Source organism: Streptomyces sp. NBC_00210 (assembly GCF_045160975.1).
Classification (GTDB): Bacteria; Actinomycetota; Actinomycetes; order Streptomycetales; family Streptomycetaceae; genus Streptomyces.
Map to the genome: position 1 here is coordinate 4,659,815 of NZ_CP108120.1, position 13,979 is coordinate 4,673,793.

Below are 13,979 nucleotides of genomic sequence, written 5' to 3' on the forward strand. Positions count from 1 at the left end.
TCCGGTCTGTGGTGGGGGAGCGGCAGGACTCCCCTGGCGGCGGTGCACCGGATGGGTCGGCCGGCGGAGGCTGGAGTGCCCCCGCCGGCCGGTTGCGTTACTTCAGACCCGCGATCGTCTCGCGGACCTTGGCGTTGATCTCGGCCGGGATCGGGGCGTAGCCGGCGTCCGCGAGGATCTTCTGACCCTCGTCGCTGGCGGTGTAGGTCAGGAAGGACTTGACCGTGCCCAGGGTGTCGGCCTTGTTGCCGTTGTCGCAGACGACCTCGTAGGTCACCAGGACGAGCGGGTAGGCGCCCTCGGCCTTGGTGGTGTAGTCGAGGCCGAGAGCCAGGTCCTTGCCGGTGCCCTTGATCTTGGCGGCGGCAATGGCCTTGGAGGCGTTCTCGGAGGAGGCCTCGACCGGGGCCGCGGCACCGGTGTTGACCTTCACGGTCGGGATGGACTGCGAGCTCGCGTAGGAGAGCTCGAAGTAACCGATCGCGCCGTCGACCTGCTTGACCTGGGCGGCGACGCCGGAGGAGCCGGACGCGGCCTGGCCACCGGGGGCCGGCCACTTCTTCTCGGGCTCGTAGGGCCAGTCGGCCTTGGCCGTGGCGGCCAGGTACTTGCCGAGGTTCGCCGTGGTGCCGGAGTCCTCGGAGCGGTGGAAGGCCTGGATGGCCTTGTCCGGCAGCGTCGCGCCCTTGTTGAGCTGGGCGATCGCCGGGTCGTTCCACTTCTTGATCTTGCCGTTGAAGATCTTGGCGAGGGTCGGGGCGTCCAGCGTCAGATTGTCGACGCCCTGAAGGTTGTAGCCGATGGCGATCGGGCCACCGACCATGGGCAGGTTGATGCCCTGGCCGCTCTTGCAGACCTTCTTCGACTCGGCGGCCTCTTCGGGCTTGAGCGCCGAGTCGGAGCCGGCGAAGCCCACGGTGCCCTGGTTGAAGGCGATGATGCCCTCACCGGACGAGGAGGCCTTGTAGTTGACCTCGACCCCCGAGCACGCCGCCATGTAGTTCTTGACCCAGAGGTCCATGGCGTTCTTCTGAGCGCTGGAGCCGGAGGCGAGCAGCTTGCCCTTCGCACCGTCGCACTTGATGTTCGACGCGGCGCTGGTCTTCTCGCCGCTGCCGCCGGTGCCGCCCGCGTTGTCGTCCGAACCGCACGCCGTGAGGACCAGGGCGCCGGTCACGGCGAGGGCGCCGAGCGCGGTGGCGCGAAGCCCGTTCTTGCGCTGAAGCTTCACTTTCGGGTGTTCCTTCCAGGAGCCGCGGGACGCGGCGCGTTTCGGGGGTGGGGGAACCGGCGCGGTGCCGGTCACCTTGTAGGGCCGAAATTAGGCAGATCAGATGAAGCCGCCCACGGGGGAGAGTGAACGGAAGGTGAACCGTGTCGGGCAGCTGAGTGCCCGCCGGTGGCCTGGGTCACTGGCCCTCACGCCGAGTGCAGGGCCTCTAGCAGGGCGTCGACGAGCATGCGGTCGCGGGGCTGGGTGAGGCGGTTGCGGGCCGCCGCGGGCGGCATCCAGAGAATGCGGTCCACCTCTTCGCCCGGGGTGAAGGATCCCGTCGTCGCCTCGGCCGCCCAGTAGCTGACCTGCTTGGGCCGCCCGTTTGCGACGTAACGCGCGGTGGGCAGCCGGGCACCCGGTACACAGTGGTGGCCGGTCTCCTCGAGCACCTCGCGCAGTGCGCAGTCGAGACTCTTCTCGAGGCGCTTCTGCTTCCCTTTCGGATGCGACCAATCGTCGTACTTGGGCCTGTGTACGAGGCAGATCTCGATGCCCTCGTCGCCGTACGGGGAACGCCGCCACAGCACACAGCCCGCGGCCAGTACGGTCTCGTCCCTCATCGGAGCCCCGCCCTCCTCATGGGGCGGTCACCGCCGTGGTCCGCCACACCTGCTGGAAGGTGAACCGGGCGGCCTCCACCTCGTGCCGCTGGTCGGCGTGCAGCACCCCGAGGGCGTACGCGGTGGCCGGGGCGATCCGCGGTGTGCGGGCCGCCGTGGCCGCGGCCGCGGCGGCCTCGGCGGCGTCGCGGTGGTGGTCGAGGACGAGACCCGCCCGGCAGAGCACCGGATCCGCCTGCGGGTGCAGCACTTCCTGTGCGTAGCGGTGCATGCGCAGCAGCAGCCGGACCTGGTGCCAGGGGGCGTCCTGCGCCTCTTCGGCCGATGCGGTGGCGAGGCCGTACACCAGGGCGTCCGCGTTGTACGGGTGCGCGGCGCGGCCCAGCGGCAGCGCGGCGACGGCTTCGAGCAGCTGCCGCTCGGCGAGCTCGGCGGGCAGGGCCAGGGTCTCGGCGGCCGGGCCGGCTGCCGCCGGGACCAGCGGCAACTCGGAGGCGAGCACGGCGACGGAGTCGGCGACCGCGTGGAAGCGGGAGGAGCCGAGTGCCTGGAGGGCCGCGGAGTGGGCGCGGGTCCTGGCAAGGGTGAGCTGCCGCTCCAGGAGGGCTCCGGCGCGCGCGGCCCCCACGGTCAGGCTGCCCGTGGTGCGCAGGGTGCCTGCGGCGGTTTCGGAGACACCGGACACGACAGACGAGGGGGCATCGTTGTCGAGCGGGCGAAGCTCCCCCCTCGCCGATGGCAGCGGGCTCGCCCCCGACAGCCGCGACAGCGCTTCGAGCAGTCGGCCGAGCCGCGAGGTGCAGGCGTGTTCCTGTGCCAACGTCGCGGACAGCCAGGCCAGTTCGGTGCGCAGCTCGTCCGCCCAGGAGGGGTCGAGCAGCGGCCGGAAGGTGTGCAGCGTCCCGCTGATGCGCCGGGCAGCCCGGCGCAGCGCGCGGGCGGCCTCCGCCACGCCCGCGGTGTCCGCGCCGCTTTCGCTGTGCAGCCGCAGACTGCGCAGGAAGTCGCCCGCCCGGGCATGCAGATACCTGGCCAGCGCCTCGCCCGCCGTGGGTACGGCGGAGAGGGCGGCCGGGACGGGGGCAGCGTCCTGCCGGGACAGATCAGGGCTGTGCACGCCGGCGCCTCCGGGCGTCTATGAGCATCTCCTGTACGTTCCGCAGCGGCTGGCCGTCCGAGTCCGTCGAATGCCGGGTCCACGCGCCGTCCGGGCCCAGGTGCCAGGACGACGTGGTGTCGGACATGCCGGTCTCCAGCAGCCGGGTCAGGGCCGCGCGGTGGGCCGGGTCGGTGACCCGAACCAGTGCCTCGATACGGCGGTCGAGGTTGCGGTGCATCATGTCGGCGCTGCCGAACCACACTTCGGGCTCGCCGCCGTTGCCGAAGGCGAAGATCCGGGAGTGCTCCAGGAAGCGGCCGAGTATCGAGCGCACCCGGATGTTCTCCGAGAGGCCGGGGACCCCGGGGCGTATCGCGCATATGCCGCGGACCCAGATGTCCACCGGCACGCCCGCCATGGCGGCCCGGTAGCAGGCGTCGATGACGGCCTCGTCCACCATCGAGTTGACCTTGAAGCGTACGTAGGCGGGGCGTCCGGCGCGGTGGTGCGCGACTTCCTTGTTGATGCGCGAAATGAGGCCGTCGCGCAGGGACTTGGGGGCGACCAGAAGCCGGCGGTACGTCTCGCGGCGCGAGTATCCCGACAGCCGGTTGAACAGGTCCGAGAGGTCCGCGCCGACCTGCGGGTCCGAGGTCAGCAGCCCCAGGTCCTCGTAGAGGCGGGCGGTCTTCGGGTGGTAGTTGCCGGTGCCGACGTGGGAGTAGCGGCGCAGTGTGTCGCCCTCCTGGCGTACCACCAGCGACAGCTTGCAGTGGGTCTTGAGACCGACGAGCCCGTAGACGACATGGCAGCCGGCCTCCTCCAGCTTCCGCGCCCACTTGATGTTGGCCTGCTCGTCGAAGCGGGCCTTGATCTCGACGAGGACGAGGACCTGCTTGCCCGACTCGGCGGCGTCGATCAGCGCGTCCACTATCGGGGACTCGCCGCTGGTGCGGTACAGCGTCTGCTTGATGGTCAGCACGTCCGGGTCGGCCGCGGCCTGCTCCAGGAAGGCCTGGACGGACGTCGAGAACGAGTCGTAGGGGTGGTGCAGCAGCACGTCGCGCTCGCGCAGCGCCATGAAGATGTCGGGCGCGGAGGCCGACTCGACCTCGGAGAGGTCCCGGTGGGTGCCCGCGACGAACTTCGGGTACTTCAGCTCGGGGCGGTCCAGCTTCGCGATGCCGAACAGTCCGGTCAGGTCCAGCGGCCCGGGCAGCGGGTAGACCTCGGCGTCGGAGACCTTCAGCTCGCGGACCAGCAGGTCGAGGACGTACGGATCGATGGACTCCTCGACCTCGAGGCGCACCGGCGGGCCGAAGCGGCGCCGCATGAGCTCCTTCTCCAGGGCCTTAAGGAGGTTCTCGGCGTCGTCCTCCTCGACCTCCAGGTCCTCGTTCCTGGTCACCCGGAACATGTGGTGCGCGAGCACCTCCATGCCGGGGAAGAGCTCCTCCAGGTGTGCCGCGATGACGTCCTCCAGCGGCACGTATCGCTGCGGGGACGCCTCCAGGAAGCGGGACAGCAGCGGCGGGACCTTCACCCGGGCGAAGTGGCGGTGCCCGCTGACCGGGTTCCGCACCACGACGGCCAGATTGAGCGACAGACCGGAGATGTAAGGGAAGGGGTGCGCCGGGTCCACGGCCAGTGGGGTGAGCACGGGGAAGATCTGCTGGCGGAAGAGCGTGAAGAGGCGCGCCTGCTCCTTCTCGGTGAGGTCCGGCCAGCGGATCAGGTGGATGCCCTCGTCGGCGAGCGCCGGGGCGATGTCCTGCTGGTAGGCGGCGGCGTGCCGGGCCATGAGCTCGCGCGAACGGGTCCAGATCAGGTCCAGGACCTCGCGGGGCTGCAGGCCGGAGGCGGAGCGGGTGGCGACGCCGGTGGCGATGCGGCGTTTGAGTCCGGCGACCCGGACCATGAAGAACTCGTCGAGGTTGCTGGCAAAGATCGCCAGGAAGTTCGCCCGTTCGAGCAGGGGGGTCGCGGGGTCCTCGGCGAGCTCCAGAACGCGCTCGTTGAAGGCGAGCCAGCTGCGCTCGCGGTCAAGGAACCGCCCCGCCGGCAGTTCGCCGACGCCTTCGCGCTCCTCCTCGTACGTGTCGAGATCGGCGTCGATGTCTGGTTCCAGGTCGGAGACCGTGGCCGCGACGGTGTGCGGGCGGTGCGCGGCTATCGAACCGACGGACGGCTGGGGGTGCTGGACCGGTACCTCGGCGGGCTGCTGGCTCATGAACCCATTCTTCCGCCTGGAAGGCGTGATGGGCGCGTCGGAGAGGGCCGGGACCGGGGGGATCTTCCCGTTCGGGGAGGCGGGCACAGCGGGCTGCATTGAGTGAGGGTCGCAAGGTCGTCTGAATGGCCGGTAACAACGACATGACGTGAGGGGAAGCGGGGCGGGGCCCCCGGGGGGTCCGGCGGGTGATTCCGCGTCGCGCGGGCCGGCCGTGGCGTCGGCGCAGCCGCCAGAATGCAGCGGCGACGGTGGCCCCGGCAAGTGCCCGGGACGCCCGGCCGGCCGTTCAGCGGCTCAGGGCCTGGTGCGGTACGCCTGCGGCTCAGGGTGCCGGGGCGCCCGGCCGGCCGTTCAGCCGCTCAGGGTGCCGGCGTGCCCCGCCGGCCGTTCACTGGCTCAGGACTCAGTGCCGTACGCCTGCGCCTCAGGACTCGGTGCGGTACATCAGATCCACCTCGTGCGTGACGAAGCCCAGCCGCTCGTACACCGCCAGCGCCGCGGGGTTGTCCGCGTCGACGTACAGCATCGCGGTCGGCAGTCCCTGCGCGGCGAGATGGCGCAGTCCGATCGCCGTGAGGGCCTTGCCGAGGCCGCCGCCCTGGGCGTCGGGGCGGATGCCGAGGACGTACACCTCGCCGAGGTGCTCCGCGGCGTGCACCTTCGTCCAGTGGAAGCCGATGATCTCCCCGTCGCGCTCGGCCAGGAAGAAGCCCTTGGGGTCGAACCAGGGCTCGCTCTTGCGGTCGTCGAGGTCCCGCTGGGTCAGTGAGCCCTGCTCGGGGTGGTGCGCGAAGGCGGCGGCGTTCACCGCGAGCCAGGCCGCGTCGTCCTGCCCCGGGACAAAGGTGCGTACGGTCACACCCGCCGGGAACACCGGCTCGGGAATGTCCAGCGGGCTCAACGGCCGTCGCAGCTGGCGCAGTTCACGGAAAAGGGTCAGCCCGAGCACCTGGGCCAGATGCCGCGCGGCGGACTTCCCGCCGTGCGCCCACACCCGCAGCCGCTTCCCGGAGGCCCCCAGCAGCGCACTCCCGAGCGCCCGCCCGTGCCCCCGCCCCCGGTGCCCGGGATGCACGACCAACTCGGCGGCCGGGGCCTCGACGGGGTCGGTGTCCTCCAGCTGCGCATACCCGGTCAGCTCGCCGCCGACGGTGAGCAGAAGATGCCGAACGCCCTCCCGCCTGCCGCCCTTCAGCTGCAGCCGCCCCTGCTCGGAGACGGCCTGCATCCCGTCGGCACGGGCGGCTTCGTCGAGCATGTCGAGCACGTCCTGGGCCTGCCCGGGGCTGAGCTCGTCAAGGGTCTGAATCTGCCGGCCGGGCTCCGGAATCACCGCTTCAGTGGTCATGGGTCGAGGGTACGGCTGTGCGGCACGTTGGAGGCGGTAACTGCCAGGTCATGCGTGCAGCCGATCGTCCGGGGCGTCCGGTTCCGCATCGCGGTACGAGGTCGTCGGCGACGGCCGGACAGAGTAGCGGCCGAGGGCGCGAGTGGCCCTCTTGACGAACGATGGCAACCATGTCGTAACCCGTACCCCCTGTCGCGCTACGCGCGTTGACTCTAGGCTTCCGCTCGCAGCCTTTGACCACGCTGAACTGACAAGGGGACAGATGTCAGCGACACCGCACAAGAACCGCCGCCGCATACTCGCCGCGGTCGCTGGACTGACCACCGTCGGCGCACTGGTCGCCGCGATGCCCGCCGGGGCGCAGGAGCAGAGCCATGGACATGGGCGGGCCCATGGCCGCACCGTGGACGTGCAGTTGCTCTCCTTCAACGACCTGCACGGGAACCTGGAGCCGCCCGCCGGCTCGGCCGGGACCGTCAGTGAGACGCAGCCCGACGGCACGGTCAAGGTGATACCGGCCGGTGGTGCCGAGTACCTTGCGACTTCCCTGCGCAATGCCCGCAAGGGGAACGCGTACTCCATCACCGCCGCCGGCGGCGACTTGGTCGGCGCCAGCCCGCTGCTGTCCGGGCTCTTCCACGACGAGCCGACCATCGAGGCGCTGAACAAGATTGACCTGGATGTCACAGCCGTCGGCAACCACGAGTTCGACGAGGGCGCGGTCGAGCTCGGCCGCCTCCAGAACGGCGGTTGTCACCCGGTCGAGGGCTGCTACGAGCAGGGGAAGAAGTTCAAGGGAGCGGACTTCCCCTACCTCGCGGCCAACGTCACCAATGAGAAGACCGGTCGGCCGATCCTCAAGCCGTACACCGTCTGGAAGAAGAACGGCGTCAAGATCGGCTTCATCGGGGTCACCCTCGAAGGCACGCCGGACATCGTCAACGCCAATGGCATCAAGGGCCTCAAGTTCAACGACGAGGTCGAGACAATCAACAAGTACGCCCGTGAGCTCGACCGCCAGGGCGTGAAGTCGATCGTCGCGCTCATCCACGAGGGCGGCCTGCCCGCCTCTTCCTCGTACAACTACAACTGCGACTCGGCCGGGCCCGGCGCCGGTATCTCGGGCCCGATCGTGGACATCGCCAAGAACCTCACGCCGAAGGTGGACGCCCTGGTCACGGGCCACACCCATCAGGCGTATGTGTGCACGATCCCGGACCCGTCCGGCAAGCCGCGCATGGTCACTTCGGCGGCCTCGTACGGCAAGCTCTACACGGACACCACCCTCACCTACGACCGCCGCACCAAGGACATCGTGCGTACGTCGGTGAAGTCCGCGAACCACATCGTCAGCCGTGACCAGGCCAAGGCCGAGGACATGACGGCGCTCATCGCGCGCTGGAACAAGCTCGCCGCGCCGGTCGCCAACCGCCCGCAGGGCTGGATCTCCGCCGACATCAACGGCCGTGGCTCCACCGCACTGGAGAAGCCGCTCGGCGACCTGATCACGGACGCGCAGCTGACGGGCCTGGCCCCGGCGGACAAGGGCGGCGCGCAGCTCGCGCTGATGAACCCGGGCGGCATCAGGTCCGACCTGGTCTACAAGGCCTCCGGGAGCGAGGGCGACGGTGTGGTGACCTACGGCGAGTCATTCACCGTGCAGCCCTTCACCAACATGATGAACGTCGTCGACCTCACCGGCGCCCAGCTGATCACCGCGCTCCAGCAGCAGGTCAGCGGCCCGAACGAGGCCTCGCCGAAGATCCTCCAGGTCTCGGCGGGCTTCACGTACACCCTGGACATGACGAAGACGGGGGCGGCGCGGATCGTCGTCGACTCGGTGAAGCTGAACGGCGTCGCGCTCGACCCGGCGAAGACCTACCGGGTCGCGCTGAACGAGTTCCTGGCGGGTGGCGGCGACGGTTTCCCCGTCTTCAAGGAGCACAAGAACAAGCTGGTCGGCGCGTCCGACCTGGATGTCTTCAACGCCTACTTGGCGGCGAACTCGACGGCGGCCAAGCCGATCACGCCGCCGGCCGCGGACCGGATCACGGTCGTGAAGTAGCGGTACGCGGGAGTGGGGCGGCGGGCGGATTGCCTGCCGCCCCACTGTCGTCCACGGGCGAGGGCGCCCCGCACGGCCGGGCCCTGAAGCGGGGTGGGGGTCGGCCGGAAAGCGTCGGTCATTACTGGCGCGTACCCGCCCTGCGGGACTTGACGTGGCCCCGCCATAATCCCGGACCATGGACCGACGGAGCTTTCTCGCGGGTGCGGCAGCCGTCTCCGCGACCGCCCTCATCGGCGCACCCGCGTTCGCCGCACCTCGGCGCACCCTGTCCGCGCAGGACTGGATGGCGGGCGTCGGCGACTCGACCGCGCTGGCACGGCTGACGATCCCCGGCACCCATGACTCGGGCGCGCGCTTCGGCGGACTCTGGGCCCAGTGCCAGAACACCACCATCGCCGACCAGTTGAACAGCGGCATCCGCTTCCTGGACGTACGGTGCCGGATCACCGGGGACTCCTTCGCCATCCACCATGGGGCGGCCTACCAGAACCTGATGTTCGGCGATGTGCTCATCGCCTGCCGGGACTTCCTCGCCGCCCACCCCTCCGAGACGGTCCTGATGCGCGTCAAGCAGGAGTACTCGCAGGAGAGCGACGCCGCCTTCCGCCGCATCTTCGACATCTACCTCGACAACAAGGGCTGGCGCCCGCTGTTCCGCATCGGCGACGGACTGCCGGCGCTGGGCGAGGCACGCGGCAAGGTCGTGCTGATCGGCGACAACGGCGGGCTGCCCGGCCTCCGCTGGGGCGACGGCAACTTCTTCGACATCCAGGACGACTGGAACGCCGCGCCGAACGCCAAGTACCCCAAGATCGAGGCGCACTTCCGCAAGGCGGCCCAGCAGCCCGGCAAGCTGTACATCAACTTCGTCAGTACCTCCGCGTATCTGCCGCCGCGCTGGAACTCCGACAACCTCAACCCGAGGGTGCACACCTTCGTCAACGGTGCCGAGGCGAGCGGGTGGAAGGGACTCGGCATCGTGCCGTTGGACTTCCCCAGCACCCGCTCGGGACTGGTCGATTCACTGATCCGCCACAACTAGGACCTGGGGGCGCGCCCGGACCTAGGGTTCGGAGGGCGGCGGCGTCGCCGCCCCCGGCAGCCGGATCACCGCGTGTGTGCCGCCGCCCGCCGCCGGGCCGAGCGAGATCTCGCCGCCCGACTGCTGGACCGTACGGGCCACGATCGACAGACCGAGGCCCGAGCCCGGCAGCGCGCGCGCCGACGGCGAGCGCCAGAACCGCTCGAAGACGTGCGGTAGTTCATCGGCCGGGATGCCGGGGCCGTGATCCCGTACCGTCAAGTCGCCGGCCTTCAGAGCCACCTCGACCGTGCTGCCCGGCGGCGAGAACTTCACCGCGTTGTCCAGCACATTGACCACCGCCCGCTCCAGCGCGGCCGGCTCCGCCCGTACGTACCAGGGCGTCAGCTCCGCCACGAAGGCGAGCTCCGGCCCGCGCAGCCGCGCCCGGGCCAGTGCGGCCTCGGCGATCTCGTGCAGGGCGACCACCTTCAGCGGCCCGCGGTCCACGGCGTCCGGCCGGGACAGTTCCTGCAGGTCGCCTATGAGCGCGGCGAGTTCGGTCATCTGCGCCTTGACCGAGGCCATCAGCGCAGCCCGGTCCGCCGGCGGGATCGCCCGGCCCGTCTCGTCGCTGCGCGCCAGCAGCTCGATATTCGTGCGCAGCGAGGTCAGCGGCGTACGCAGCTCGTGCCCGGCGTCCGCGATCAGCTGCGCCTGCCGGTCCCGGGAGGAGGCGAGCGCGGCGGTCATCGAGTTGAAGGAACGGGACAGCCGGGCGATCTCGTCCTCGCCCTCGACCGGGATGCGCACCGTCAGATCCTCGGTGCGGGCGACATGCTCGACGGCCCCGGCGAGCCGGTCGACGGGCTTGAGACCGGCACGCGCGACCCAGAGCCCGGCCGCGCCCGCGCCCACCACACCGACGCCGGACACGATGAGCAACAGAAGGGCCAGATCGTTGAGGGTGCCCTCGGTCTCCTTGAGCGGGTACGCGATCATCACCGCGGTGTCCGTGACGACCCCGCCCGTCGGACCCTGGACGAGGGCCGCGACGGTGAGCACGCGGACGTCCTTCCCGGTGGTGTCCGTGCCGTTGCGGAACGTCAGGACGGTCGGGTCCGCGTCCCGCGCCACCTGCTGGTCACTGCCGTCGACCTTGACGGTGCCGGCGGAGTAGGCGGAGACGCACGGTTTGTCGCTGTCGGCCCGGGCGAGCTGGACGTAGTAGACGGGCATGGGACCGTAGCCGGTCCGGCCGGCCGGGGTCGAGGAGCAGTTGCGCAGTGCGAGGTCGATGTCGCCGGACTGCAGCGGCGCGTTCTGGGACTTCAGCTTGGCGTCGATCTCGTCGTACAGCTTGCCGCGCACGACGAACCAGCACGTCACGGAGACGGCCGCGACCGCCACCGCCACCGCGACCGCGACCAGCAGCGCCAGCCGCGACCGCAGGGGCAGCGCACGGAACTTGTCGATCACTCCGCGCCGCCCGACCGCAGTACGTACCCCACTCCGCGCACCGTGTGGACCAGGCGCGGCTCGCCGGCCGCCTCCGTCTTGCGCCGCAGATACATCACATACACATCCAGCGAATTCGAACTGGGCTCGAAGTCGAAGCCCCACACTGCCTTGAGGATCTGCTCGCGGGTGAGCACCTGGCGCGGGTGCGCCAGAAACATTTCGAGGAGCGTGAACTCCGTACGGGTCAGCTCCACCCGGCGGGTACCGCGCATGACCTCGCGGGTCACCAGGTCCATCCGCAGATCGGCGAAGGCCAGCACGTCGGCGTCGGTGGTGACGCTCGTCGCCGTCGCGTACGAACTGCGCCGCAGCAGCGCCCGCACCCGGGCGAACAGCTCGTCCAGCTCGAACGGCTTGACCAGATAGTCGTCGGCCCCCGCGTCGAGCCCCGTCACCCGGTCGCCGACCGTGTCCCGCGCAGTCAGCATCAGGATCGGCGTCGTCGATCCTGCGGCGCGCAGCCGGCGGGCCGCGGTCAGTCCGTCCATCCTGGGCATCTGGATGTCGAGCACGATCAGATCGGGCGCGTACGCCTCGGCCCTGGTCAGCGCGTCGATGCCGTCGACGGCGACCTCGGTCTCGTACCCCTCGAAGGCGAGCGAGCGCTGGAGCGCCTCACGGACGGCGGGCTCGTCGTCGACGATGAGGATGCGGTCGCCTTCACGGGGGGTCGTCATGGCTTCAGCCTCGCACGCGCTCAGCTGTTGCCGCCCGAGCGGAGGTCGTCGAGATCGGCCTTGACCGTGTTGACGGGAATGGCGAAGCCGAGGCCGACGCTGCCGGCCGTGGATCCGGTGGTGGAACTGGGCGAGTACATCGCGGAGTTGATGCCGATGATCTCGCCGTTCATGTTGATGAGCGCGCCGCCGGAGTTGCCCGGGTTGAGGGAGGCGTCGGTCTGGATGGCCTTGTACGTCGTCTTCGACGAGCCCGTGTCGCCGTTGAACTGCTGCCCGCCGAACTCGAAGGGCCAGTTGCCGCGGCCTTGCTGTTGCTGCGGCTCCTGGTCCTTGGCGACGGTGACGTCGCGGTTGAGCGCGGACACGATGCCGCTGGTGACGGTCCCGGTCAGGCCCTCGGGCGATCCGATGGCGACGACCTCGTCGCCGACGCCGAGCTTGCCGGAGTCCCCGAGGGTCGCGGCCTTGAGGCCTCTCGCGCCCTCCAGTTTGATGAGCGCGAGGTCCTTGTCGGGGTCGGTGCCCACGACCTTGGCGGTGTACGTCTTGCCGTCGCTGAGCCGCACCTTTACGGAGTCGGCGCCGGAGACGACGTGGTTGTTGGTGACGATCTCACCGTCAGCGGTGATGATCACGCCGGAGCCGGTGGACTGCCCGGCGTTGGAGGTCGCGCTGATCTCCACGATGCTGGGCAAGACAGCCTGGGCGACTCCGGCGACGGTGCCCTTGCTGCTCTGGGCCACGGTGGTGCCGTTGACGCCGGAGCCGCTGCTGTTGCCGTTGTCGGTGAGCTGCTGGACGAGCGCGGAGGCGCCACCGCCGATGACTGCGGCGGCGATGGCGACGGCGGTGATCAGCGCGACGGGCCGCTTGGCCCTGGCCCGAGGCGGCGCGGGCGCGACGGCCTGCGGCGCGGGCGCGACGGCCTGCGGCGCGGGCTCATGGGACGGGGGCGGGGGGTAGGCGCCCATGTCGTACGGCTGGGGCTGCGGCTGCTGCTGCGGGTAGCTGTAGTAGTCCGTCATGGGGCTGACTCTCGGGCCTGTAGATGAGAGCTTTCTGAGGCGGCGCTGAGAAGCCCGACAGAAGTGTGTATGCCCGAAATAAATAGTCCGGGGTCCGGGGCGGGTCCCCCCTACACGCACCCGCAGGACCGCCGGATCACCAACCCCGACGGGAACTGCTTCACCCGTTCCCGGCGCGACCCCGCCACCCGTAGCCCGTCGTCCAGCACCAGGTCCACCGCCGCGCGCGCCATCGCCGGGCGGTCCGACGAGATCGTCGTCAGCGGCGGATCCGTCAGCGCCGCCTCCTTCACGTCGTCGAAGCCCGCCACCGCCAGCTCGCCCGGGACATCGATCCGCAGCTCCCGCGCCGCCCGCAGCACACCGATCGCCTGGTCGTCCGTCGAGCAGAAGATCGCCGGGGGCCGCTCGGGCCCGGACAGCAGCTTCAAAGCGACCAGGTACGCGTCGTAGCGGTTGTACGGGGCCTGGAACAGCCGCCCCTCCACGGACCGCCCCGCCTCGAGCATCGCCCGCCGCCAGCCCTCGACATGGTCCGCCACCGGGTCGCCGACCGCCGGGGTCGACTCGACGCCGCCGAGGCACGCCACGTACGCATGACCGTGCTCCAGCAGATGGCGCGTGGCGAGCTGCGCACCGCCGATGTCGTCCGTCACGACGGCGACGTCGTCGATCGCCTCGGGCCGCTCGTGCAGCAGCACCACCCGCGCGTCCCACGCCTCGATCTCCGCGGCGGCCCGCTCGCTCGGGCCCTGGCTGACCAGGATCAGCCCGGACACCCGCATCCCGAGGAAGGCCCGCAGATAGTGGACCTCGCGCTCGTCGCGGTAGTCGGAGTTCCCGACGAGGACCATTTTTCCGCGTTCCGCCGCGGCCTGTTCCACCGCATGCGCCATCTCGGCGAAGAACGGCTGCCGCGCGTCCGGCACGATCATGCCTATGAGGTCGGTGCGCCGCGATGCCATCGCCTGGGCAACCCGGTCAGGCCGGTACCCCAGCTCCTTGATCGCTGCGAGTACCCGCTCGCGCGTGGCCGGGGCGACCGGCCTGGGTCCGTTGTTGATGACATAGCTGACGACCGCGGTCGAAGTCCCCGCCAGTCGTGCCACATCGTCCCGCGTCACCTTGGCCACGCGCGAAGTCTACGC

11 protein-coding genes are annotated in these 13,979 nt (G+C 70.4%); 2 read left to right on the top strand and 9 right to left on the bottom strand.

Annotated features, from left to right (window positions below; all coding sequences use genetic code 11):
- Window positions 1–97: 97 nt before the first annotated feature.
- The 5 genes from pstS to mshD form a co-directional block, all read right to left on the bottom strand.
- The gene (gene pstS, locus OG729_RS21175; RefSeq protein WP_360878167.1) at window positions 98–1,231 is read right to left on the bottom strand and encodes a phosphate ABC transporter substrate-binding protein PstS; all 1,134 of its coding nucleotides are present in this window, start codon (window positions 1,229–1,231) and stop codon (window positions 98–100) included.
- Between the two features lie 188 nt (window positions 1,232–1,419).
- The gene (locus OG729_RS21180) at window positions 1,420–1,836 is read right to left on the bottom strand and encodes an NUDIX hydrolase (RefSeq protein WP_405807660.1); all 417 of its coding nucleotides are present in this window, start codon (window positions 1,834–1,836) and stop codon (window positions 1,420–1,422) included.
- 16 nt (window positions 1,837–1,852) lie between these two features.
- A complete protein-coding gene (locus OG729_RS21185) occupies window positions 1,853–2,953 on the bottom strand; it encodes a CHAD domain-containing protein (protein ID WP_405807662.1) in 1,101 nt (366 codons plus the stop codon).
- Window positions 2,940–5,165 (bottom strand): RNA degradosome polyphosphate kinase, encoded by a 2,226-nt coding sequence (locus OG729_RS21190; protein WP_360878161.1) that lies wholly within the window; start codon window positions 5,163–5,165, stop codon window positions 2,940–2,942. The genes OG729_RS21185 and OG729_RS21190 overlap by 14 nt, the downstream gene beginning before the upstream one ends.
- A gap of 427 nt (window positions 5,166–5,592) precedes the next feature.
- Window positions 5,593–6,516 carry a mycothiol synthase gene (gene mshD / locus OG729_RS21195; protein ID WP_360878158.1) on the bottom strand — a complete coding sequence of 308 codons (924 nt, stop codon included), beginning with the start codon at window positions 6,514–6,516 and terminating at the stop codon, window positions 5,593–5,595.
- A gap of 262 nt (window positions 6,517–6,778) precedes the next feature.
- On the opposite strand from mshD, the gene OG729_RS21200 reads away from it, so the two are divergent.
- Window positions 6,779–8,581: a bifunctional metallophosphatase/5'-nucleotidase gene (locus tag OG729_RS21200; RefSeq protein ID WP_405807664.1), complete on the top strand. Its 1,803-nt coding sequence runs from the start codon at window positions 6,779–6,781 to the stop codon at window positions 8,579–8,581.
- Window positions 8,582–8,759: 178 nt separating this feature from the next.
- Entirely contained in the window at window positions 8,760–9,626 is an 867-nt protein-coding gene (locus tag OG729_RS21205; RefSeq protein WP_405807666.1) for a phosphatidylinositol-specific phospholipase C, read from the top strand.
- 21 nt (window positions 9,627–9,647) lie between these two features.
- Here OG729_RS21205 and OG729_RS21210 read toward each other — a convergent pair whose 3' ends face one another.
- The 4 genes from OG729_RS21210 to OG729_RS21225 all read right to left on the bottom strand — a co-directional run bounded on the left by OG729_RS21210 (window position 9,648) and on the right by OG729_RS21225 (window position 13,964).
- The gene (locus tag OG729_RS21210; RefSeq protein WP_405807667.1) at window positions 9,648–11,084 is read right to left on the bottom strand and encodes a sensor histidine kinase; all 1,437 of its coding nucleotides are present in this window, start codon (window positions 11,082–11,084) and stop codon (window positions 9,648–9,650) included.
- On the bottom strand, window positions 11,081–11,803 hold the full coding sequence (locus tag OG729_RS21215) for a response regulator transcription factor (RefSeq protein WP_405807669.1): 723 nt from the start codon (window positions 11,801–11,803) through the stop codon (window positions 11,081–11,083). Before OG729_RS21215 ends, OG729_RS21210 begins: the two co-directional genes overlap by 4 nt.
- Before the next feature lie 20 nt (window positions 11,804–11,823).
- Window positions 11,824–12,831 (bottom strand): S1C family serine protease, encoded by a 1,008-nt coding sequence (locus tag OG729_RS21220; protein WP_405807671.1) that lies wholly within the window; start codon window positions 12,829–12,831, stop codon window positions 11,824–11,826.
- Between the two features lie 110 nt (window positions 12,832–12,941).
- A complete protein-coding gene (locus OG729_RS21225; RefSeq protein WP_404728099.1) occupies window positions 12,942–13,964 on the bottom strand; it encodes a LacI family DNA-binding transcriptional regulator in 1,023 nt (340 codons plus the stop codon).
- Between the last annotated feature and the right edge of the window lie 15 nt (window positions 13,965–13,979).